This window comes from Mixta intestinalis (assembly GCF_009914055.1).
GTDB lineage: Bacteria > Pseudomonadota > Gammaproteobacteria > Enterobacterales > Enterobacteriaceae > Mixta > Mixta intestinalis.
This window is the reverse complement of sequence record NZ_CP028271.1, coordinates 3,972,252-3,996,777: the sequence shown is the minus strand read 5'-3', so window position 1 is coordinate 3,996,777 and position 24,526 is coordinate 3,972,252. Positions and strand designations below refer to the sequence as shown.

Here is a 24,526-nt window from a genome sequence, read left to right as displayed (position 1 = left end):
TATTATGCAAATTTACTCTTAAATAAGAGTTAAACACAAATGCTTTTTGACGGCATTCACAACATAAGAAATCTGTTTAATTTATTGATTTTTAATCAATTAAAATAATCAGAATTTAGCCATAATGGCAATAACTCCTTAATCCAGTGGAAAAACTTCACCTTTATGTTCTTGCTGGCGTTAAGCGTTGAACCGGCATGCCAATTGCCGGAGAATAGCCCTCCGCTTTGTTACCATTTTTTAACCATTATGAAATCTACTTTTGAAAACTGGCTGGCACCGTTAAGCATTTTACTGCTGGGCTTTTTCTCCGCGTTGCTGCTGCCTGCACCCGCGCTCGGCCCGCAGCTTTCGGCTCGCCTGATGTCGCTGTTTCATTTCAGTGATTTGGGCCAGCTTTATACCATCGTCCTTTGCCTGTGGTTTTTGCTGCTGGGCAGCATTGAGTTCTTTATCATCCGCTTCCTCTGGCGGCGCTTCGCTCAGGTGTAACGCCTGCCTGAATCGTCTTTTGATGTTTTGCCTGGCTCGCTGTCGCCCACCCTGTCGATGCTGGATAAGCCGCGCCGTTTTACGTCGAATCCTCACAACTTAATGAGACTGTGCCAGGCTTATTAGCGGATAAGGCCTGTTTTACTGGCCCGAAAGGACAATCATTAAGGAGAAGCTATGGGTAAAAAATTCACTGTTGCCGCGCTGATCGCGCTGTTTGCTCTGCCCGTTTTCGCCGAAGACGCAGGCGGCTATAAGAGCGGTGAAACGCCGCCGCGTACCCAAGACAGCGGCTATAAAGGCACCGAAGACACTACTTCACCGCCGATTAGCCAGGTAAAAACCATGCGCGACGGTGCCTGGGTCACGCTGGAGGGCTATATCGTCAAGCAAAAAGGCGAGCAGAGTTATCAGCTGCGCGATCGCGCGAAAGATAATATCGACCTGGTGATCCCGAAAAAGGTGTTTGACGGCAAAACCTACGATGCCGAAGATCAGGTTCGCCTGAATGGACGCCTGCGCCACGATGGTAAACGCCGCTGGATCGATGTTGAACAGCTGGGCGTACCCTAAGTAAGCACCGGCTCTCCGTAAAACTAACGGAGAGCAGGGGAGGCGAAGATGAATAAAATCTTGACGCTGGCTCTGGCGGTCCTGCTGACCGCCCCTGTGCTGGCCGCTGACGGCGGTTTTAATCCGCACGGCACCGCACCGCCGCCTGAAGATCAAAAAGAGGGTTATCGCGCCGTTACCGATAACCAGCAGATCACCGCCGCTAAACAGCTTCCCCGGCTTTCCAGCGGCGATACGGTTACGTTACAGGGCAATATTATCCGTCAGAGCGGTAATAAGACCTGGCAGCTGCGCGATCGCTCAGGCACGGCGCAGCTACAGATCGATGATGATGTCTGGCAGGGCCAGGAGGTCAAACCAGACGATTTAATTTCGGTAAACGGCACCGTGCAACATCATGGCAACCGCGTGCTGGTGAAAGTCGAAAAACTGTATCTGCTTTAATTCCCCCACTTATTTACCGTTCCCTTAGATTTCAAAGTAAGGGAACGCTTACCTGCTATTCCTTATCTGAAGCGCCTGATATGTTCTTAACATCTTTAACAAAGGCCTTGTGAGCCACATCCCAATATACTGATTAAAACTTAATCACCTTTTAAATTTTAAACAATTTATTCAATTTTATTGCGAAAATGTTATATTTCCTTCGGTACATATAACGTGCAGTTAACCTGCATTTTTAGTATGGTTATACTGGGATGATTTCAGAAGTTTATGGAAAGAGGTTAACCCGCCTGAAAGAAGACGGTCTCTTTCACCTGCAATTACCGTTGATTCATCAACGGACGGAGATGTCGCCTCATGCGTAAATCAGCATTACCTTCAACGCTGTCTATGAATGCTTCGGGACTCAGCAAGAATGCAGCCGCAGAAGGGGAAAAGGACGTCGATGTACTGCTCATCGGCGGAGGGATCATGAGTGCTACTTTAGGCACTTATCTCCAGGAGCTGGAGCCGGACTGGACTATCGAGATGGTAGAGCGCCAGGGGAAAGTGGCGGAAGAAAGCTCAAACGGCTGGAACAATGCCGGTACTGGTCACTCCGCGCTGGCAGAAATGAACTATACGCCGGAAAAAAACGGCACCATCGATATCAGCAAAGCGATAGAGATCAACGAATCCTTCCAGATTTCCCGCCGGTTCTGGGCGTCTCTGGTGCAGAAAGGCATCCTGCGTAATCCGCGCAGCTTTATCAATACCACTCCGCATATGAGCTTCGTCTGGGGTGACGACAACATCAATTTCCTGCGCAGGCGCTATGAAGCGCTGCAAAAAAGCACCCTGTTCCGCGGCATGGAGTATTCAGAAGATCGCGCGCAGATTGCTAAATGGGTGCCTGCGATGATGGCCGGACGCGATCCGCAACAGCGGGTTGCCGCTACGCGTATCAATATCGGTACTGACGTAAACTTCGGTGAAATTACGCGTCAGCTGGTAGCGTCACTGAGTAAACACGCCAGCTTTACGCTGCGCACCGGTCACGAAGTGCGTGATGTTGAGCGCAACGCAAACGGTAGCTGGAAAGTCACGCTGGCCGATCTGACGAACAGTAGCAAGCTCAAAACGATTAACGTGAAATACCTGTTTATCGGCGCAGGCGGCGCGGCGCTGCCGCTACTGCAAAAAACCGGTATTCCGGAAGCAAAAAACTATGCCGGTTTCCCGGTTGGCGGCTCTTTCCTGGTAGCGGAAAACCCGGAAGTGGTAAAACGCCATCTGGCGAAAGTATATGGTAAAGCCTCGGTTGGCGCGCCGCCGATGTCAGTACCGCATCTGGATACGCGCGTGCTGGATGGCAAGCAGGTGCTGCTGTTTGGGCCATTTGCCACCTTCTCAACCAAATTCCTTAAGCAGGGTTCGCTGTGGGATATGTTTGGATCGATTACCCCCACCAACCTGTTGCCGATGATGTGCGTGGGTAAAGACAATTTCAATCTGGTGAAATACCTCGTCAGCCAGCTGATGCTCAGCGAAAACGATCGCTATACGGCGCTGAAGGCCTATTTCCCGGAAGCGAAAAAAGAGGACTGGCGTCTGGTGCAGGCGGGTCAGCGCGTACAGATTATTAAGAAAGATGCGAAAAAAGGTGGCGTATTGCAGCTGGGTACGGAAGTGATCGTCTCGCAGGACGGCACCGTCTCCGCGCTGCTGGGTGCTTCACCGGGCGCGTCCACCTCCGCGCCAATTATGCTGACGCTGCTGCAAAAAGTGTTTAAGGAAAAAGCGGCGACACCGGAATGGCAGGCGAAGCTGAAGGAGCTGATTCCTTCCCTTGGTCAGAAGCTGAACGGCAATATCAGCGCAACCGAGCGTGAACTGGCAGAAACCAGCCGGATTTTGCAGCTGGACTACAAACCGTCAACGCCGGCTGCCGCCAACGACGAGCCAGCGCATACCGCCGCCGTCATGGGCAAGTAACCCACTTCAAAATACCCCATCAGAGCGGCAGCAATGCCGCTTTTTTTATCGGCGCAAAGCATCATCCACCGATATTTTCAGGTAAAAATCCCTAAAATTGCCGGTTTTTTGGCTGATAAGGCATTCTTCTATTAGGTTTAAGGAGTAGTGAATTCCGTTGCGGGCTGGCCCCGTAGTTGTGATTGTTGTCACAGGAGGGAAAACATGACGCTCCCAACGTCAAAACCGAATGCCGCCGAAGAACTTACCCTGCTCGATCGCTACTGGCGTGCCGCCAATTATCTGTCGGTCGGGCAAATTTATCTGATGGATAACCCGCTGCTGCGCGAGCCGTTAAAAGCAGAACATATCAAGCCGCGTCTGCTGGGGCACTGGGGCACCACGCCGGGGCTCAATTTTATCTATGCGCACCTCAACCGTATTATCCGCCAGCGCGATCTGGATATGATCTATATCTGCGGCCCCGGACACGGCGGGCCGGGAATGGTGGCTAATACCTGGCTGGAAGGCAGCTACAGCGAAATCTATCCCGATATCAGCGAAGATGCGCAGGGAATGCAGCGGCTGTTTAAACAGTTCTCTTTTCCCGGCGGCATACCCAGCCACGCCGCGCCGGAAACCCCAGGCTCGATTAACGAAGGTGGCGAACTGGGCTATTCGCTGTCGCACGCTTTCGGCGCGGTATTTGACTATCCCGATCTGATCGCCGCCTGCGTTATCGGCGACGGCGAGGCGGAAACCGGCCCGCTCGCCTCCAGCTGGCACGGCACCAAATTTCTCAATGCGGCACGCGACGGCGCAGTGCTGCCAATCCTGCACCTCAACGGCTATAAAATCGCTAACCCGACGCTGTTGGGGCGCAGCAGCGATGAGGATTTACATCAGCTGTTTAGCGGCTACGGCTATGAGCCGCTGTTCGTTTGCGGCCACGAGCCGGAGAAAATGCATCAGCTGATGGCCGAGACGCTGGATAAGGCTTTCGATAAAATTCGCGACTATCAGCAGCGCGCGCGGCGCGGCGAAACGTCAGAAGCCATTCCGCGCTGGCCGATGATTATTCTGCGCAGCCCGAAAGGCTGGACCGGCCCACAAACGGTGGATGGCAAAAAGGTGGAAGATTTCTGGCGTGCGCATCAGGTGCCGGTCTCTTCCTGCCGTGAAAACGATGAGCATCGTCAGATTCTGGAAAACTGGATGCGCAGCTATCAGCCGGAAGATCTGTTTGACGAACAGGGGCGGCTGAAGCCGGAGCTGCGTGCGCTGGCACCGCAGGGCGATAAACGTATGGGTTCAACACCCTACGCTAACGGTGGACGGCTGCGGCGCGAACTGGAAACGCCCGATATCCGCGATTTTGCCGTTGATGTCACCACGCCGGGCGAAAAACAGGTACAGTCCACGGAAGTGCTGGGGCAGTATCTGAGCGCCATTTTCCAGCGTAATAAAGATAACTTTCGTCTGTTCGGCCCGGATGAAACGGCTTCTAACCGCCTCAGTAAGGTCTTTGACGTTACCAGCCGCACCTGGATGGAAGAGGTACGCGACTATGACGAACAGCTGGCACCCGATGGCAGAGTGATGGAAATCCTTAGTGAACATCAGTGTCAGGGCTGGCTGGAAGGCTATCTGCTTACCGGGCGTCACGGCCTGTTTAACTGCTACGAAGCCTTTATCCATATCATTGATTCGATGTTTAATCAGCACGCGAAATGGCTGAAAGTGACGCGCAAGCTGCCGTGGCGCGAACCGGTTTCCTCGCTGAACTACCTGCTCTCCTCACACGTCTGGCGTCAGGACCACAACGGCTACAGCCATCAGGACCCCGGCTTTATCGATCACGTCGCGAATAAGAAGTCAGATATTGTGCGTATCTATCTGCCGCCGGATGCCAATACGCTGCTGTGGGTGGGCGATCACTGCCTGAAAACCTGGGATCGGATTAACGTTATCGTCGCCGGTAAACAGCCGGAGCCGCAGTGGCTCACGATGGACCAGGCCATTCAACACTGTGAAGCGGGCATGGGCATCTGGACGTGGGCAGGTAACGAACAGCCGGGCCGACAGCCCGATGTGGTAATGGCCTGTGCGGGCGATGTGCCCACGATGGAAACGCTGGCAGCGGTCGACCTGCTGCGTGAATATCTGCCCGATCTGAGTGTGCGCGTAGTCAACGTGGTCGATCTGATGGCGCTGCAAACCAAAGATGAGCATCCACACGGCATGGAAGATGAGGCATTTGACCAGCTGTTTACCACCGACAAGCCCGTCGTGTTCGCCTTCCACGGCTACCCCAGCCTGATCCACCGGCTGACCTACCGGCGCAATAACTACCGCAACTTCCACGTGCGCGGTTTTATGGAAGAAGGCACCACCACCACACCGTTCGATATGACAGTGATGAACGAGCTGGATCGCTACCATCTGGCGCAGGAGGCGCTTCTGCGCGTGCCTGCGCTACAGGGTAAAGCAGACGCGATACTCGACGATCTTGCAGAGAGAATTGCTGAACATCATCGCTATGTACGTGAATATGGTGAAGATGTGCCAGAAGTGCGTAACTGGAAGTGGCCGTCGCAACAGGGCAGCAGCGACGTGCCGGAATAAACCTCAGGCGGCCTGCTCCGGGAGGCCGCCTGGTGCTTCAACAGGCTGGCGGTGACGTATACCGCAGCGCCAGCAGCGTTGCATAACGCTCCCCGGCTTGCCCTGACGCCAGTCTCTTTGTCTTTGCAATATTTTCCTCTGTCCATACCCGCTAAAACAACCAACAGCCCCGTTTTATGACCGATTCTGTACGCAATAACCCCCTAAAAGGGTGCTACCCCATCAATTAACGTGATTTTATTAACTTTTTTCCTATCACAGCCTTGCCTAAGAGTAAAAAATGAGCATATTGAATCGTTTCCTATGGCTAAAGCAGACAGATAACGCTTCATTGTTTCATTTACGACAACAAACGGGTTTTAAGATGGATAAAATTCATGCAATGAAGGTTTTCGTTACTGTCGCAGAAATGGAAAGCTTTACCCGTGCGGCAGAAAGTCTTGGTCAGCCAAAGGGCAGCGTCTCACGGCAAGTTCAGGCCCTGGAAGAGCGTATGGGCGCGCGTCTGCTGCACCGCACGACGCGGCGTGTTCAGCTGACTCAGGATGGGCTGATCTACTATGAACGCTGCCGCGACGTACTGGCCACGCTGGATGAGATGGATGCACTGTTTCAGAGTGAGCCAGCGACGCTCAGCGGGCGGCTACGGGTGGATATGCCGGTGGCGCTGGCAACCGATATTATTATTCCCCGTCTGCCCGACTTTTTGCAGCACTACCCCGGCCTGGAACTGGAGCTAAGCAGCAGCGATCGCCAGGTAGACGCCATCCGTGAAGGATTTGACTGTGTAGTGCGCATCGGGCAACTACAAGATCCCAGCCTGATGAGCCGTACGCTGGGCCAGCTGGCAATGATCAATTGTGCCAGCCCCGACTATCTGATGCGCTTCGGGATGCCGCTCAGGCTGGAGGATTTATCGCAGCATGCGATGGTGCATTACAGCCAACAGCTGGGCGCAGCGCCCGCAGGCTTTGAGTATTACGATGGACAGCGCAGCCACTTTATCCAGACCGGCGGCGCGCTGACCGTCAACTCGACGCCCGCTTATCGCCATGCCTGCCAGGCCGGGCTGGGTATTATTCAGGCACCGCATTACGGCGTGCAGCCGCTGCTGGAGAATCAGCAACTGGTGGAAGTTTTGCCCCATTTCCGTGCTCGTCCGATACCGCTGTTGTTGCTCTGGCCGCACCGCCGCAACCTGACGCAGCGTGTCAGAGTGTTTATGGAATGGCTGGCGCAGGTAATGAAAGAGTACGTCGCGTGACGGCGCGGCTATAATGAGAATTTGACGCAATAAAACAGAAGGATGAGTCCGGTTCATGACGGAAAAACATGCGCAGCCACCCGAACAGCGGCAGGAAGAAAATAAGCCGCTGATTAATATTAAAACCGGCAATCATACTGTCGATCGTTCTCTCACTCGCGTTTCACGCTTTGTCAGCTGGTTTCAGGCGATTCCGGCAGTGGCACATTTTATTCGCGCCGGAGAGCGCTTTACCGATCGCCTCGGCAGCCAGTTTGGTGCGGCGATTACCTATTTCTCTTTTCTGTCACTCATCCCCATTTTGATGGTGTCATTCGCTGCGGTGGGTTTCGTGCTGGCCTCACACCCGACGCTGCTGAACGAACTGATTGAGCGCATCGTCAACAGCATCAGCGATCCTACGCTGGCCAGCACGCTGAAAAATACGGTACATACCGCCGTTGAACAGCGCACCACGGTAGGTATTACCGGTTTGCTGGTAGCGCTCTATTCCGGCATTAGCTGGATGGGCAACCTGCGTGAAGCGATTCGCGCCCAGTCACGCGACGTCTGGGAACGCGGCGCGCAGGATAAAGAGAAGATCTATTTCAAATATACCCGCGACTTTATTTCCCTGACCGGGCTGGTGCTGGCGCTGATTATTACCCTGTCTCTGACCTCTATTGCCGGTGCGGCACAGGCGGCGATCGTGCGGGCGCTGGGGCTGGAGGATATAGAATGGCTGCGTCCGGCAATGACGTTAATCGCTCTGTCGATCTCTATTTTTGCCAACTACCTGCTGTTTTTATGGATCTTCTGGATTCTGCCGCGCCATCGCCCGCATAAGAAAGCGCTGCTGCGCGGCACGCTGCTGGCGGCGATCGGCTTTGAAGCGATCAAGTTCATTATGACCCTGACGCTGCCCAAGCTCGCCTCGTCGCCCTCCGGTGCCGCCTTCGGCTCCGTACTGGGGCTGATGGCCTTCTTCTACTTCTTTGCCCGCCTGACGCTGTTCTGCGCCGCCTGGATCGCGACCGCCGATTATGAAAACGATCCACCGCTTAACCTGCGGCGGAAAAAATAAGCTGAGCACCAGTGACGCGGCACAGCAGAGGAAAATGCCGCGTCCTGGGCAAAATTTGCGCAATAGCCAGCATGAATAACTAACCCCTCACTTTTATTTTCCCGTTTTGCAGTGGTTCCCGCCAGAAAACCGGCCGTTTCCCTTGCCATCCGCCAGTAAAGCTTTTTTGTTAAAAATTATCCTCTTTTCCGGCCTTCAGCCCAGCGTTGACGCGGCTTTTCACCATTGAACCTGCCGGAAGCTGTGCGTAAGATTCTTTGTTCGGTTTACAAATAAGAAACAATTATGCAAGCAACCATCGCAACAACAATCGACACTGAAACCGCCGCCGCGCCGGTTAATTCGCGCGGTAAAGTGGTCATCGCTTCGCTGGTCGGCACCGCGATCGAATTTTTCGATTTTTATATCTACGCCACCGCCGCCGTGATCGTCTTCCCGCATATTTTCTTTCCGCAGGGCGATGCGACCGTTGCCACGCTACAGTCGCTGGCAACCTTCGCCATCGCCTTTGTTGCCCGCCCTATCGGCTCCGCGCTTTTCGGGCATTTCGGCGATCGCGTTGGACGTAAAGCAACGCTGGTTGCGTCATTACTGACGATGGGTATTTCAACGGTGGTTATCGGCCTGCTGCCGGGCTATGACTCTATTGGCGTTTTTGCTCCGCTGCTGCTGGCGCTGGCGCGTTTCGGTCAGGGGCTGGGTCTCGGCGGTGAATGGGGCGGCGCGGCGCTGCTGGCAACGGAAAACGCTCCGGCGAAGAAACGCGCGCTGTATGGCTCGTTCCCACAGCTTGGCGCACCAATCGGCTTCTTCTTCGCTAACGGCACGTTTTTGCTGCTCTCCTGGCTGCTGACCGACGCGCAGTTTATGAGCTGGGGCTGGCGCGTACCTTTTATCCTCTCCGCCGTGCTGGTGATTATCGGCCTCTACGTGCGCGTTTCGCTGCATGAAAGCCCAGTCTTCGCTAAGGTACAGAAAGAGAAAAAGCAGGTACGCGTACCGATCGGCACCCTGCTGAGCAAGCATCTGGGCGCAACGATTCTCGGCACCTTTATTATGCTGGCGACCTACACGCTATTCTACATTATGACCGTCTACTCGATGAGCTATGGCACCGCGCCTGTCCCTGCCGGGCTGGGCTTCTCACGCAACAGCCTGCTGTGGATGTTGATGGTCGCGGTGATTGGCTTTGGCGCAATGGTGCCAGTGGCCGGTCTGCTGGCCGATCGTTTCGGACGCCGTAAGACGATGATTGTGATCACGCTGGGGATTATGCTGTTTGCGCTGCTGTTTCCGGCGCTGATGGCCTCCGGCAGCCAGACGATGATGATGCTGTTCCTGCTGATCGGCCTGAGCATTATGGGGCTGACCTTCGGCCCGATGGGTGCGCTGCTGCCGGAACTGTTTCCGACAGAGGTGCGCTATACCGGCGCGTCGTTCTCCTACAATCTGTCGTCGATCCTCGGCGCTTCGGTCGCGCCCTATATCGCGGCCTGGCTTAACGCACACTATGGGCTGTTCGCCGTGGGGCTTTATCTGGCCACGATGGCATTACTCACGCTGCTGGCACTGCTCGCCTGTAAAGAGACCCGCCATCAGACGCTGTATGAAGCCTGATGCGCTGACATAATTAGAGCGCCGCGAATAAAGTCGCTGGCACGGATGCCATCTGGCGCTTTATTACAGCCAAGTTGTTACACGCGCGACGGATAATATCCGCATCCAGGGGTGCCTCTATGGCACCTTTTTTCGCATCGGGAAAAATTTTGTGCGTTTTCCGTAAATCTATTGTTTAACATTGCTTAATTGACCCTTATTCCTTCCGGCGGTACTAATCGAAAAAATATACAGAAAATGCTGTGCGTTGCTCATGGATGATAAATTATGCTCAACCGAATTATCGCCCGTTCTCCGGCAGAAGAGTTACTGTTCTGGAAGTTATCCGGTCGCGAAGCGCTGTCTGAACCCTTTAGCCTCAACGTTACGTTACTTAGTCCTCATCCGCGCATCGACAGCGCTACGCTGCTGGGGCAGCCGCTTACTCTTCAAATCCCGCTGCAACACACCGCATCATTCCGCTGGCTGAACGGTAAAATTACCCGCGTCGTGGTGGGCTCGCAGGAGCTGGACGGCACCCGTTACACCTCTTACGCCCTGACGCTGGAATCAGATCTGTGGCCGATGAAACGCGATCGCAACCTGCGCATCTTCCAGGAAACCACCGTACCGCTTATTGTCAAAACCCTGCTGAGCGAGTATCAGGTTAACGTAGAAGATCGCTTAACCGGCAACTACCGCAACTGGGAATATTGCGTGCAGTACCAGGAAAGCAGCCTGGATTTTATCAGCCGCCTGATGGAGCTGGAGGGCATCAGCTATTTTTTCCGCCATGAAGATGGCAACCATACGCTGGTATTAACTGACAGCCCGGATGCGCATAAGCCCTTCCCCACTTACGAAGCGATCCCCTATTATCAGACCGCCACCGGCGGCGTGGCCGATGCGGAAGGCATCGCCCGATGGCAGCCGGAAATGCGCGTCACGCCGGGCCTCTACAGCGTTGACGATTATGATTTTCGTAAGCCGCATGCCTGGCTGTTGCAGGCCAGGCAGAACCCCACATCACCCAGGCCAGGTAATATCGACGTTTACGACTGGCCAGGACGTTATGTAGAGCACGGGCACGGCGAGTTTTATGCCCGCATCCGCCAGCAGCGCTGGGCGGTCGATCATATGCAGATTCACGCCACCGCCACGGCTATCGGTATCTGTCCCGGTTACACCTTTACGCTGATTAACGCGCCGGTGCCCAGTGATAACCGTGACTATCTGATTACCGCCGTTGACTACCAGTTTGAAGAGAACCCCTATGCCAGCGGCAGCGCGGGCACCTCAATACATCAGCTTGATTTCACCGTGCTGCCTGCGGATATGCCGTTTCGTCCCGAAGCGAAAACGCGCTGGCCGCGTACCTACGGCCCGCAAACGGCGAGAGTGGTGGGGCCAGCTGGGGAATCAATCTGGACCGATCGTTTTGGCCGGGTAAAGGTGAAATTCCACTGGGATCGCGAGGCTAAAGGGGATGACAGTAGCTCCTGCTGGATACGCGTTTCCAGCGCCTGGGCCGGTCAGGGCTACGGCGGCGTGCAGATCCCGCGCGTAGGCGATGAGGTAATCGTCGATTTTATTAACGGCGATCCGGATCGTCCGATCATCACCGGGCGCGTTTATAACGAAGCCAGTATGCCTCCCTGGTCATTGCCCGCAGCGGCAACGCAAATGGGATTTATGAGCCGCACCAAAGACGGTACCCCAGGTAACGCCAATATGCTGCGCTTTGAAGACAAAGCGGGAGCCGAGCAGGTATTCATTCAGGCCGAACGCAATATGGATACCAACGTTAAAAACGATGAATCCCATAGCGTCGGCAGCAACCGCACAAAAAACGTCGCGGGGAATGAAACCTCTACCATTGAGCAGGATCGCACCGAAACCGTTAACGGCAACGAAACCATTACCATCGCCGGTAACCGCAGCGAAAAGGTTGCCGGTAACGAAACGCTGGAAATTAGCGGTAACCGTAACGAGCAGGTCAGCGGCAAAGAGACTATCGCCATCAAACAAGACCGGAAAGCGACGGTGGAAGGCGATGAAACCATCACCGTACAAAAGAACCGCACGCGCAACGTGAAGATTGATGACCGGTTAAAGGTGGATGGTAAACGCGAAGTGACGGTGAAAGGTAACCAGGAGATTACGGTAAAAGGTAATCAGGAGACCACCGTAGTCATTAACAGGACGGCCAATGTTAAAGGCGAGGAAAAGCTGGACGTTACCGGCAAGCGCACCAAGATAGTTCACGGCGAGGAAGAGACTACCGTTGACCAGCGGGTAAAGGAAACCTTTAAAGCCAGGCATGAGCTGACGGTGCTTGGCCTGGAAAAAGTAGAACTAAAAGGCGGGCGCGATTTAACGGTTAACGGAGACGATATACGTACCATCAACGGTAAAATTGACGAAAAGGCTTCGAATGGAATTTTATTTGGTATAGGTGAAGGAAAAAGTGATTTTATTTCCATTACTACGGGTGAAATAACCATTAGGGCTGGCGGCGCAAAAATTATTATAAATAAAGAAGGTATAGCGCTGGAAGGTGCTGTAATAAAACTTAATGCGTAAGGAAAATATTTCTATGTCTCAGGAAAATTTTTTATGATCGCGTTAGAAAGAAATCCCGTCGAACAGCGAATGGCGATATTAAAACACCTGTGGCTGGAGCAGAGCGATTGTAATGCCCGTATTTTCCTCTGGGAAGTAGAGGACGACGCGAAATCGCTTATTTACGCTTTTACGGCACTGCAACAGCGAGAATCGGATTACGAACTTCCCGATCTGTTTATCACTTTTCGCGCGCCGTTTGATACGCTGTTTGGCTACAGCCGCGCGCTACGCCATGAGCTGCTGGAAAGCTATCAAAACAGCAGAGAAGCGCTGGCCCAGCAACAGCTGGCGACAGAGTGGTATACTCCGCCGCTGGCGGAATGCGACTCGGTTGATGGCTTTATGGCCGCGCTATCCTCCTTCGCACACTACTATCAGGCACAGTTTCGTTACCTTGTGGTTGTCCTCTCGCCCGATACCGTCAGCCTGCATAGCTCCTGGCAACAGTGGATTGAGCTGGCGCTCCAGAGCGCCTGGCCCGCCAACCTGCGCTTTATGCTGCTCCACAGCCACAGCAATCCATGCTGGCGACCGCTGGAAAAAGCCTGGCCGCACGATGTACAGAAGCTAACCCCCGATCTCCAGCAGCATACACTGATAAAAGAGATTGCCAGCCGGAGCACCGAGGATAACGAGACTTTTCTTTATCGCCGCTATATGTCCGACAGTATGGTACTGCTGCAACATGGCACCGCGCAGCAGGTAACCGATCGAGCGCAGCGTGCGCTGGAACTGGCACAACAAAAAGGGTGGCCTGAGCAACAGGTAGTTATGCACAGCATTATCGCGGGTGCATGGCTGAAAGCGCAGGATATTCCTAAAGCGGTACAGGCTTACCGGCTGGCAGCGGATCGGGCAGCGCGGATTGAACAGCCGGCGATTAAATATCAGCTGATTACGCAAAGTTTATTTGGCGAAGCGGGTGCCTGGTTTACCGCCAGACGCTATGAGCAGGCCGCTGAGGTTTACGCGCGCGCCGCCGTTGAAGCGCAACATATACCACATCCGCTATATGCAACCGAAGGTTACCGCATGGCGGGCTTTTGCTATCAGCGCAGCGGCCATACCACGCTGGCGACAAAGTTCTATACCGAAGCGGTACGGGCGGCGACGCAGCTCCCGCTGGCGGAGCGTAAGTTCTCCTCGCTGGGCATTACGCTGCATGCGCTGCTGACCATGCAGGATAAAGCCAGGGCTGAGGCGCTGGAGAAAAAAGCCCAAGTGTACTGCAACCAGCTGACGGACATACAGCGTAAGGCTGAAAAAGAGGCGCTGGCGCTGGGCAAATATCCGGCACCGGAAAAAACCGCCCAGCTACAGCAACGGATGGAGCAGGCGATGGAACAGGCGTTTCTGCACTGCTGCCAGCAGCGCGAAAAGCTGATACGTCAGGCCAGCATTCCGTTTCAGCGCATTATCTTTGCCGGACGTGAACTACTGACGCCGAACTGGAGCGGCAGTCCTGATATTGCTCATCCGCTGGATAAAGAGCCAGCTGAATGGGATGCGCCACTGTCATTTATGGTGCCGGAACCAAAATCAACGGAACAGCTGCTACAGGCAGAAGTGTCGACCAGCGGATGAAAGGAAGCCTTATGACAAAGAAGCGATGTCTGATTATCGGCGGTGCCATTGTCATCATGATGATTCTGGTGATCGGCATGGGTGAAGGATATGGCAACGAAGCCAGATCGTTTTTAAATGCGCTGAGAAAAATTATCTGAGCCACTATTCAGGGAAGAAAAGATGCCTCACTCAACCTGCTATACCGATCCGCAATTGGGCGTTGATATTCATTCTTATCAAAATTTCCCTTTTCCGTTACCTACACCTGTTATTTCCCAAGTTTACGACCCCTTTGAGTTGCTTTTCAAATCTACTACAGTAACCATTAATAACTTGAATCGTAGTGTAGCAGGGACTGTCGGTTTCTCTATACATATTCCTATAGGCGGTTTATGGCTTCCTCCCTTAGAAATGGCTTCAGGCCCAGAATATCTTGACGAAATTTTTATGGGTAGTAGCACTGTTATTGCTAACGGCGCACCAATGTCAAGTTTTAAAGTTCCTGTATTAAGCTGTAATTTGTTTGGTTTACCTCGCCCATTTCGTCCTGAAAATGCAATAAAGCCAACGTTCTTATCCCCTCATTTGCCTCTTATGATTAATCTGGCTCTTTATAACAATGTAAAAGTAGGCGGGGCTCTCACTATTAATCTGCAAGCCATCATTGCTAACGCAATAATAAAGGGAGCAGCTAATATTTTTATAAAAGGCGCTTCGAAAATAATAGATAAAGCGATTGATACCCCCTGGGCAAAGGAATTGCGCGAAAAAGTAATTAACTCTCAATGGCGCCAAAAACTGTCGGAAAAATTAGGTAAATACGCAATAAAAGCAAAGCAAGCCGGAAAGAAAATATATGATTTACTTTTCGGCGATCCGGTAGATGTTAGTGACGGCAGCGTAGTCATTGAACATCAGGACTTCCATTTACCAGGCCGGCTGCCGCTGGACTGGACGCGCTATTACCGCTCAGCACCTTTTCCCATTGCGTTGCTCGCCCCGTCATGTGGTGAAGGCTGGCAAACGCCGGCGGATATACAGCTTAGCTATGATGCGCAGCTGGATGCGCTTTTCTTTTGCGAGGCACTGACCATCACCGTATTTCCCGGCTTTCCTGCCGCGCCAGGTCGTGAATATGCCGTGATGGAGCTGGTGGACGGCGCGGTGGTCTGGCAAATTGAAGATGTAGACAGCAACCAGCTGGTGGTGGAAACCAAAGAAGGAAAACGTTATTACTTTCGCTATCCCGCCACACAGCCGCTGCCGCAAAAGCCGATGCTGCTGGAGGCGATAAGCGATCTGGTTGGTAACCGCTGGCAGTTTGTACGCCGCAATGGAGAACTACAGCAGCTGGTAGAGTGGGATGCCGCAGGCCAGCGGGGACGTACGCTACAGGCAGAGTGGCACGATCATCGCCTGACGGCGCTGACCTTCTGTGATGAAGACAGCCAGTCCAGCCTGCCCCTGACGCGCTATCATTATGACGATCGCGGCCAGCTGACCGCCGAAGAGGATGCAGCTGGCCTATGCCGCCGCTACGGCTGGCAGCAGGGAAAAATGATCAGCCATAGCCTGCGCAGCGGCCTGACCTTTCACTATCAGTATGATGAACAGGACAGGGTCTGCCATTCCTGGGGCGATGACGGATTGTATGATTACCACTTCATTTATAACGATCTGCTCAACGAAGTTGAAATTACCGACTCGCTGGGCAACCGTACACAAATCCAGTTTGATATGGATCGGCTGCCGATCTGTGAAATCGATCCCGAAGGAAACGCCACGCGCTATCGCTACGACGAAGTCGGGCGTCCCGTCAGCCAGGTCGACGCCGCACGCCGCGAAACCCGTTTTGAGTGGGACGATGCCGGTAACCTCTGTACCCTGACCCATCCCGATCGCAGCAAACGCCTTTACGTCTGGCTTGATAACCGCCTGATAAAAGAGACCGATGAGGAAGGTGCCGTCAGGCAGTACGACTGGAGCCGGGACGGCCAGCTCATCAGCCAGACCGATGAGCTGGGGCAAATCACCCTCTACCGCTATAACGACTTTGGCGATCTTATCTTCAGCATGGATCCCGCCGGTGGCGAAACGCAGCTGGAATACGATCGTTACGGCTTCTTACGCAGCCACACCGACGGCGAAGGCACACGCACCACGTTCCACCACGACAGCCGCGGCCTGCTGCGCCAGCGTACCGACGCCACGGGCCGCCACCGCCGCTGGGATTACGATGTCAAAGGACGACTGATCCGCTGGCAGGCGGAGGACGGCAGCGTGCAGACGCTGGGCTGGGACGCCTGCGATAATCCCAACCGCCACGTTGACGGGCTGAACGGCGAAACCCGGTTCAGCTACAGCGGCATGGGCGTGCTGACCAGCCGCACCACGCCGGACGGCAAAACGGTGCGCTGTGAATATGACAGCGAGGAGCAGCTGACGGCGGTGGTGAACGAACTGGGCCAGCGTTACCGGCTGCGGCGCGACGGGGCGGGCAGAATAATACAAACCGAAGATTATTACGGTCAGCAGACCCACTACCGCTACGATGAGGCGGGCAATCTGGTTGCACGCACCGACGCGCTGGGACAGCTCACCGAATACCGCCATGACCGCATGGGCAGGCTGACGGAGAAACGCTACCGGGACGGAGAACAGACGCTGGAGGAACGTTTTCGCTATGACCGCTGCGGGCGCGTGACGGCGCTGCTTAATCCCTGGCGCGAAGTCACACGTAAATATGATGCCGCAGGCCGTCTCACGGAGGAGCATCAGGACGGGCTGGGCATCTACTGGCGTTACGATGCCGCAGGCAACTGCATCAGCCGGCACAGCGACGCCGGTCACCGGACGGAGTGGCACTATAACCGCTGCGGGCAGCCCGTCGCCGTCACGCTGGACGGCGAAACCAGCCGTTTTGCCTATGACGCCTGCGGCAGGCTACAGGACGAGACGCTGGGCGAAACGCTGAGCTGCCGCTACCGCCACGACATGCGCGACCGGCTGGTTTCCCGGACGGTCAGCCGTCACGACAGCGGACTGTTCAGTACCGGCTACCGTTACGACCGCAACGGCAACCCCGAAGCGCGCAGCGACAGCCGCCTGGGACACGAATACTTCAGCTATGACCCGGTGGGACGGCTGCTGGCCCATACCTGCCCGGAAGGGCGCGTCACCCGGTTTATTCAGGACGCCGCCGGCAATCAGCTGCTGACGCAGATACGGGCGCAGGATGACTCCCCGCAGGGCTGGTGGCGCGAAGGCGAACTGCACGGCGTGCGCTACCTGTTTGACCGCGCGGGCAACCTGCGCCGCCAGAGCGACCGTCAGGGCAACCATCGCCAGCTGCGCTGGGACGGCAACCACCGCCTGCGCGGCACGCGCGACAGGCAGCACACCACCGAATATGGCTATGATGCCGCCGGGCGGCGGGTGTTCAAACGCAACGCGCAGGAAACCACCTGGTTCTGGTGGGACGGCGACGCCCTGCTCGGCGAGGTGACCCGCCCCAACAGCACGCCCGGCCTGCCGGACACCGCCGCCGCTGACCCTGACGACGCCGGCGCCGCCGCACGGCGCAAACAGGCGGCGCGCACACTCTGGCCCGCCATCCAGGAGTACGTTTACCGGCCCGGCAGCTTTATCCCCTTCGCCCTGCTGCCCGACCGTACGCAGCCGGACGCGCGCATCCACTATTATCACAACGACCTCAACGGCTGCCCGCTGCGCCTGACCGACAGCGACGGCAACATCACCTGGGAAGCGCAATACCATGCCTGGGGCGGAGTAAAACGCCTGACGCAGCAGGTGCACAACCCGCTGCGCTTTCAGGGGCAGTATTATGATAAAGAGACCGGTTTGCACTACAACCGCCACCGGTACTACAATCCACACAGCGGCAGCTTTATCAGCCAGGACCCGATAGGGCTGTTGGGGGGCATTAATTTTTATGCGTATGCGCCGAATCCGTTAAATTTGATCGATCCGCTGGGACTTGATACCTGTTCTGTTAATACGTTAAGAAATGCAAGAAAGAATAACTATGCCATTTCACCTTCTCAGCGACAAGAAATTATTGACTCTATAGATAACATCAAGCTTAAAGGTATTTTCTCTGAACTATATCGTCCCGGAGCAAATATTCCTGATGGAGGAACTGCGGCATCTATACTGTATACGAAAACCACAGGGCAATTAGTCGGTGGTTCTGATCATATAGCTAAGGGAACAAGCTATCTGGAAGCACTTAAAAGACTTACCAGTGGCACAGGGAAATATAAAGGAGAGGTGCTCAGTGGTTCTGATAGAAGTTTGGCCAGCTATTTGATGAGCGATCTAAAAGAAGCTCTAGGGTTTATTCCATGACAATAGATACTGCTGTTCATAAATTAAAGGCATGTTTTCCTATGTTTGATAGAACATATGATGGTGAAGATGATGTCTATCTGACATATGGTGCTTTTGGATCATTTATTTTAGATTTAATCAACATATACATGTCTGATGTTAAGTCTTCTCAAAATTATTTTTATTCTAATCTGAAACAAATTTATAAAAATAGAGATTATGTTGAGCGTGAAATATATAAAATATTTTCATTTATTGATGAGATATTTTTGGGGGATGATAAATCCATGAGAGATGTGTTAAATACATGTATTTTTGAAGCATTGATGGGAAATGATTATAGTTATAATTTATCTCGTAAATATTTTAGCAAAGAAACATACAATCACTACTTAGAAGTAACTAAAAGAGTTATTTAACACTGTAGCCGTAAAAATAGCCAGGAAAGATATACCACGACCTTCCCGGCTATTTTTACTTACCAGTAGGTTACGATTCTAAACCTTCATTCCCCGGAGCGCCATTTTAGTAGCGTTCTGGATCTCCCGGTTAGCCTGCTTAATCTCCCGCAACTGCTGGCGCAGGCGCTCCCGCTGTGCTTCAGCGCGTTCACTTCATCGCTGTCCAGAACCAGCACAATACAGCCGTCCGATATTTTAACGGTGAGATGTGCGCGCGTCTCACGACTTTGGCGATCTTATCTTCAGCATGGATCCCGCCGGAGGCGAAATGACGCCTGCGGCAGGCTACAGGACGAGACGCTGGGCTGCCGCTACCGCCATGACGTGCGAGACCGGCTGGTTTCCCGGACGGTCAGCCGTCACGACAGCGGACTGTTCAGTACCGGCTACCGTTACGACCGCAACGGCAACCCCGAAGCGCGCAGCGACAGCCGCCTGGGACACGAATACTTCAGCTATGACCCGGTGGGACGGCTGCTGGCCCATACCTGCCCGGAAGGGCGCGTCACCCGGTTTATTCAGGACGCCGCCGGCAATCAGCTGCTGACGCAGATACGGGCGCAGGATGACTCCCCGCAGGGCTGGTGGCGCGAAGGCGAACTGCACGGCGTGCGCTACCTGTTTGACCGCGCGGGCAACCTGCGCCGCCAGAGCGACCGTCAGGGCAACCATCGCCAGCTGCGCTGGGACGGCAACCACCGCCTGCGCGGCACGCGCGACAGGCAGCACACCACCGAATATGGCTATGATGCCGCCGGGCGGCGGGTGTTCAAACGCAACGCGCAGGAAACCACCTGGTTCTGGTGGGACGGCGACGCCCTGCTCGGCGAGGTGACCCGCCCCAACAGCACGCCCGGCCTGCCGGACACCGCCGCCGCTGACCCTGACGACGCCGGCGCCGCCGCACGGCGCAAACAGGCGGCGCGCACACTCTGGCCCGCCATCCAGGAGTACGTTTACCGGCCCGGCAGCTTTATCCCCTTCGCCCTGCTGCCCGACCGTACGCAGCCGGACGCGCGCATCCACTATTATCACAACGACCTCAACGGCTGCCCGCTGCGCCTGACCGACAGCGACGGCAATATCACCTGGGAAGCGCAATACCATGCCTGGGGCGGGGTAAAACGCCTGACGCAGCAGGTACACAACCCGCTGCGCTTTCAGGGGCAGTATTATGATAAAGAGACCGGTTTGCACTACAACCGCTACCGGTACTACAATCCACACAGCGGCAGCTTTATCAGCCAGGACCCGATAGGGCTGTTGGATGGGTTGAACCTCTACAGTTATGTACCTAATCCGCTGGGATGGATTGATCCACTGGGGCTTGATAGTTGTGCTTTAGGAAAAAATATGGGAGCCAGAAAAGGTGATGGAATGGCTAATCATCATCTTATTCCTGAAGAACTAATAAAAGATAGAAATTTTAAAGGACTATTTGACCGACTTAAGAAATTTGGGTGGGATGGCGATGGTGCATCTAATGGTATGTTCTTGCCTGGCTCAAAAGCTCTCTCTGATAAAATAGGTTTGCCAGGGCATTGGTCTAATCATAATCAATATACAGGAGCAATAAGAAATAAATTAACTCAACTTGCAAGTCAAGCAAATAGATTAAGTGATACTCAATTAGCATTAGGTATAAAAAACATACAAAACTGGGCTAAAGAAGGGCTTGAGAACGGAGTGTTTAGGGTTGATTCTAATACCGGGAGGTTAATATGAATAAAATCAATAGTGATTTTTATATTATTCAATATGCTCCTAATGACGAAGGTATTCCTCATTTTATGGATAAAGAATGGATACCAGAGTTACCTGATTATGATATTTATGTAAGGCCACCTTGTGCAAAAAACTTTGAAAAAAAATATACTTTAAAAATCAAATCATACCAACTCGATGGAGACTATTTTATTAATGATAATTTGGTATCCTATGATTTTTTAGAGTTATGTGAAGATCTTAATGTAAATTTTATTCATATTCCAACAGATATAAAACTATTTAGAAACAAAACACCAGCTAAAAAATATTATACTTTCTTCGTTTTGGACTATTTATCTATTTTGGATAAGAACAAATCAATCTTCACTATATCTGAAGATATAGATAGTGGCAAACTTAATACTCCTGAAGATAGAGGATTAGATAAAACATATTATGATAAAATAGATAGATTCTGTATTGTAGATGATGTGTTTAGTCACTTGTTTTTTTGTCAAGATATATCTCAGTTCGTATGCTCTGGTGTGTTTAAAGAGAAATTTGAATCTCTTAGATTAAAAGGTATTACGTTTAAGCCAATAGATAATGAATATAAATACGATGCTTGGGAAGGATGGTTGTAATGGATATATCTTACAGTATTGCTGGGAATTTTTATTATTTCCGGTTTTTTATTTATTAGCCTACTAAACAAGTACGTCCTTAACCATCTGCTGACCCTGACGACGCCAGCGCCGCCGCACGGCGCAAACAGGCGGCGCGCGCTCTCCTCTCTGGCCCGCCATACAAGAGTACGTTTACCGGCCCGGCAGCTTTATCCCCTTCGCCCTGCTGCCCGACCGCACGCAGCCCGATACGCGCATCCACTATTATCACAACGACCTCAACGGCTGCCCGCTGCGCCTGACCGACGGAGACGGCAATATCACCTGGGAAGCGCACTACTATCCCTGGGGCGCAATAAAACTGCCTGACGCAGCAGCGTGCATAACCCGCCGCGCTTTCAGAAGCAGTATTATGATAAAGGGGCCGGTTTACACTACAACCGCCACCGGTACTACAATCCACAGATCGGCAGCTTTATCAGCCAGGACTCAACAGATTGCCCGACAGAGTCCGTCTGTATCCAGTTATGACAAATTTCGCTTGAACAAACTGCCCCGTTGCCATTAATAATAGTTTTGTAGTAGCCGTGCGACAGAAGCTAGCTTTTTGCTTTTACAGAAATAAATGGATAACTCAGGATTTAGTTAGGCAGATATATCTACACAGGAAGTAAATTAATGAAAAAAATTCCACCTTTCCAGCTTATACCTCATCCTCTGACTAAAAAGGCTGAAGCCTTACCTAAATTTAAAAAGGCACCTGAACCTATCGGCTCTCGTCATAAATTAGGTGGCAGCCCCGATTTTATTCAGGGCGGCGTCTGGCCTGACTGTCCAGAGTGTGGTGAACAAATGAGTTTTTATGCACAGTTAGATTCAATCAATGATAACTACTGTATTGCAGATTGCGGCATGATTTATGTATTCGTCTGTTTCGATTGCATTGAAGTTAAGTCATTTATCGAATTTTATTAATCATGCTTCAAACAGCAGACATGTAAAAATAACGTCTCCCAATATTATCACGACTGCCACAGCCGCCTGCGTTACAGGCGGCTGTATTTCCTGCTATTTCGCTATTACTTTTTCATCTGTTGCAGCACGTTAATGCACTGATTATCCTCATTATCGCTGGGTGAGATTAGCGCCAACAACGCGGCGGCTGGCGTCACTACCGCACCCAGCGCTACGGCAGCTGCGCCGCGAGCCAGTAGCGGCCCGGTTTTCACCCCGGCGTCCGGATTTTTAAAAGTGCCGCGCACGTAAAGCGGCGATCGCAGAGTGATAATACGTATCCCCTTGCTCTCCGGATTAATATTAAGATCCATTCGCTCATTGGCGAAGTTAACGTTGCCGGAAAGGTTGATCACCGCATTGGTGGTATCAAACACAAACAGCCGCGAGGTCGCCAGCCCGTTGCGCAAGTCCAGATTCGCCGCCGCACAGTTGATACGCACCTCATCATCACCGAACAGTTTGCCAACCACGTAGTTGCCGACGTTCAGGCCAACAATCTCCATCAGGCTACGGCTGATAACGCCATCGTTCATCAACAGTTTCACTTCACCGTTGCTGGTCGCCAGCAGATCCGCCACCGAGTTACCGTTGCCGTTCAGCGAAGCATCGCCGTTGAGCTGCCCCAGGCTGTTCTGCATCGCCTCGACGCCGGGGAAAAGCTGGCGCAGATGCAGCTTACGCGCATGAAGATCGGCGCGGCCACGCATCGGTGTGCGGCTTCCTTCCAGACGGACGGTGGCGTTGAGATTGCCGCCCGCCACGCCAAAACGCAGCGGATCGAGCAACAGATCGCCGTTTTTCAGCTCCAGATGGGTGTAGAGATCGCTTAACGGCAGCGAATCGCTGTGTTCGATACGCTTACCGCTAAACTTCACATCGGCATCCATTACGTCCCAGCTTTTGGTATCAAAGCGATCGTGCGGCAGCACGCGATCGGCGGGCTGCGTAGAGGTATCGCCGCGCTGCGCTTTTGCCTTCGCGGTTTTCTCGCTGCCTTTACCGGTATTCACACCAATCAGCGGGCCAAGATCCGCCATACGCAGCTGGCGCGACTCAACCTCTCCGCTCAGCTTCGGACGCGGTTTGCCCTGCGTATAGGTCAGCGAACCGTGGATATCGCTGTCACCGATATGACCATTAAAATTTTGATAGTGGAAAACGGCACCGTCCTTGTCGCGGAATTTGACCCGCAGATGACCATCCGTTTCATACGGCGGCGTATCGGGCAGCAGTACGCCGGTCAGCTCATACAAATTAGCCAGCGTATCGCCGGAAAAACGCACGCGCAGATCCAGGCCGCCCAGGTTCATTGGATCCTGTAAGCTGCCGGTAATATTAACGCGCGTGGTGCCGTTGCGTACTTCGGCCTGCACCGGGAACGGCGTGGTTTTACTGCGTAGCGACAGCATACCGCCCAGCTTGCCGCTGCCCTGTAGCTGCTGATCGTTGTAGGTGCCGCTGGCGCGCCAGCCAAACACAAAGTCCGCCGCGCCCTTCTGCTTATCATCGCCGCCAGCAACCTGTCCGTAAGGCACCGGTTTGCCCAGCGGATCGACATCCATTTTGACATTAGCCTTATTCACCGCATCGCGGTAGGTAATATGACCGCGATCGAACAGAATATTATCCAGCCGAAACGACCAGGCGGACGGCGTCTGTTTCTGCTCCTCTTCCTCGCCGCTGTTAGCAAGGTTAAAGGTCCAGTTGTTCTTTTTATCCGCCGTCTGGATCAGACGAGCATCAGGCCGCTGTAGCTTAATCCAGGGTATGAAGATCTCTTTATGCAACAGCGCCAGCGGCGAAATAGTGGCATCGGCGCGTTGCAGATGCACCATGGTTACGTCGGGGATATCCGGCGGGTTACCCAGCATGATATCTTCAGCGTGAATCTGCGGCCAGGGTACCCAACGACGCCAGCCTGGTTCATCACGATTGCGCACCCAGTTAACGCCCAGGTCGCCGCGAATGGCGAAGGGACGGTTTAATTCTGTCGATACTTTTTGGTTAATGGTGGGTTTCAGGCGATTCCAGTCGAAGGTAGCGATGACAATAATAATCACTACAATCAACAAACATAAAATCCCGATAATCCAGCTGGCAATTTTTCCTGCGCGTGACATCTCCGTCTCCTTACCTGCAATCTGTCTGGTAAAGATAGTAGAGA

General features: G+C 53.3%; 18 protein-coding genes and 1 pseudogene. 18 read left to right on the top strand and 1 reads right to left on the bottom strand.

The genetic code is table 11. The annotated features are described in order from the left end of the window. The first annotated feature begins 249 nt into the window (after positions 1-249). From C7M51_RS18490 to C7M51_RS18410, 18 genes and pseudogenes are all read left to right on the top strand, one after another. A complete protein-coding gene (locus tag C7M51_RS18490; protein ID WP_160623004.1) occupies positions 250-492 on the top strand; it encodes a DUF1158 family protein in 243 nt (80 codons plus the stop codon). Between the two features lie 177 nt (positions 493-669). After that, a complete protein-coding gene (locus C7M51_RS18485) occupies positions 670-1,065 on the top strand; it encodes a YgiW/YdeI family stress tolerance OB fold protein (protein WP_160623003.1) in 396 nt (131 codons plus the stop codon). A gap of 48 nt (positions 1,066-1,113) precedes the next feature. Further along, the gene (locus C7M51_RS18480; protein ID WP_160623002.1) at positions 1,114-1,509 is read left to right on the top strand and encodes a YgiW/YdeI family stress tolerance OB fold protein; all 396 of its coding nucleotides are present in this window, start codon (positions 1,114-1,116) and stop codon (positions 1,507-1,509) included. A gap of 357 nt (positions 1,510-1,866) precedes the next feature. Beyond that, positions 1,867-3,483, top strand: coding sequence for a malate dehydrogenase (quinone) (gene mqo / locus C7M51_RS18475; protein WP_160623001.1), 1,617 nt, complete (start codon positions 1,867-1,869; stop codon positions 3,481-3,483). Between the two features lie 204 nt (positions 3,484-3,687). Then, positions 3,688-6,087, top strand: a complete 2,400-nt coding sequence (locus C7M51_RS18470) for a phosphoketolase family protein (RefSeq protein ID WP_160623000.1) — start codon at positions 3,688-3,690, stop codon at positions 6,085-6,087. A gap of 364 nt (positions 6,088-6,451) precedes the next feature. Continuing rightward, complete coding sequence (locus C7M51_RS18465) at positions 6,452-7,351, top strand: LysR family transcriptional regulator (protein ID WP_160622999.1); 900 nt, start codon at positions 6,452-6,454, stop codon at positions 7,349-7,351. A gap of 55 nt (positions 7,352-7,406) precedes the next feature. Next, positions 7,407-8,414 carry an inner membrane protein YhjD gene (gene yhjD, locus C7M51_RS18460; protein WP_160622998.1) on the top strand — a complete coding sequence of 336 codons (1,008 nt, stop codon included), beginning with the start codon at positions 7,407-7,409 and terminating at the stop codon, positions 8,412-8,414. Positions 8,415-8,699: 285 nt separating this feature from the next. Beyond that, positions 8,700-10,031: an MFS transporter gene (locus C7M51_RS18455; protein ID WP_160622997.1), complete on the top strand. Its 1,332-nt coding sequence runs from the start codon at positions 8,700-8,702 to the stop codon at positions 10,029-10,031. A gap of 267 nt (positions 10,032-10,298) precedes the next feature. Next, positions 10,299-12,593, top strand: a complete 2,295-nt coding sequence (locus tag C7M51_RS18450; protein WP_160622996.1) for a type VI secretion system Vgr family protein — start codon at positions 10,299-10,301, stop codon at positions 12,591-12,593. A gap of 33 nt (positions 12,594-12,626) precedes the next feature. Further along, complete coding sequence (locus C7M51_RS18445; RefSeq protein ID WP_160622995.1) at positions 12,627-14,219, top strand: hypothetical protein; 1,593 nt, start codon at positions 12,627-12,629, stop codon at positions 14,217-14,219. A gap of 11 nt (positions 14,220-14,230) precedes the next feature. Next, positions 14,231-14,359, top strand: coding sequence for a hypothetical protein (locus tag C7M51_RS22615; protein ID WP_280116103.1), 129 nt, complete (start codon positions 14,231-14,233; stop codon positions 14,357-14,359). Between the two features lie 601 nt (positions 14,360-14,960). After that, the gene (locus C7M51_RS18440) at positions 14,961-18,569 is read left to right on the top strand and encodes an RHS repeat-associated core domain-containing protein (RefSeq protein WP_160622994.1); all 3,609 of its coding nucleotides are present in this window, start codon (positions 14,961-14,963) and stop codon (positions 18,567-18,569) included. Continuing rightward, the gene (locus tag C7M51_RS18435; protein ID WP_160622993.1) at positions 18,566-18,970 is read left to right on the top strand and encodes a hypothetical protein; all 405 of its coding nucleotides are present in this window, start codon (positions 18,566-18,568) and stop codon (positions 18,968-18,970) included. The genes C7M51_RS18440 and C7M51_RS18435 overlap by 4 nt, the downstream gene beginning before the upstream one ends. Before the next feature lie 366 nt (positions 18,971-19,336). Continuing rightward, positions 19,337-20,737, top strand: a complete 1,401-nt coding sequence (locus C7M51_RS18430) for an RHS repeat-associated core domain-containing protein (RefSeq protein ID WP_160622992.1) — start codon at positions 19,337-19,339, stop codon at positions 20,735-20,737. Beyond that, positions 20,734-21,363, top strand: coding sequence for an imm11 family protein (locus tag C7M51_RS18425; protein WP_160622991.1), 630 nt, complete (start codon positions 20,734-20,736; stop codon positions 21,361-21,363). The genes C7M51_RS18430 and C7M51_RS18425 overlap by 4 nt, the downstream gene beginning before the upstream one ends. Positions 21,364-21,523: 160 nt before the next feature. Beyond that, positions 21,524-21,655: pseudogene (locus C7M51_RS22810) on the top strand (sugar-binding protein); the annotation flags it as partial. 68 nt (positions 21,656-21,723) lie between these two features. After that, positions 21,724-21,876, top strand: coding sequence for an RHS repeat-associated core domain-containing protein (locus C7M51_RS22805; protein ID WP_160622990.1), 153 nt, complete (start codon positions 21,724-21,726; stop codon positions 21,874-21,876). A gap of 147 nt (positions 21,877-22,023) precedes the next feature. Beyond that, positions 22,024-22,320, top strand: coding sequence for a DUF1963 domain-containing protein (locus C7M51_RS18410; protein ID WP_160622989.1), 297 nt, complete (start codon positions 22,024-22,026; stop codon positions 22,318-22,320). Between the two features lie 104 nt (positions 22,321-22,424). Here C7M51_RS18410 and C7M51_RS18405 read toward each other — a convergent pair whose 3' ends face one another. Further along, on the bottom strand, positions 22,425-24,482 hold the full coding sequence (locus C7M51_RS18405; protein WP_160622988.1) for an AsmA family protein: 2,058 nt from the start codon (positions 24,480-24,482) through the stop codon (positions 22,425-22,427). Positions 24,483-24,526: the final 44 nt, after the last annotated feature.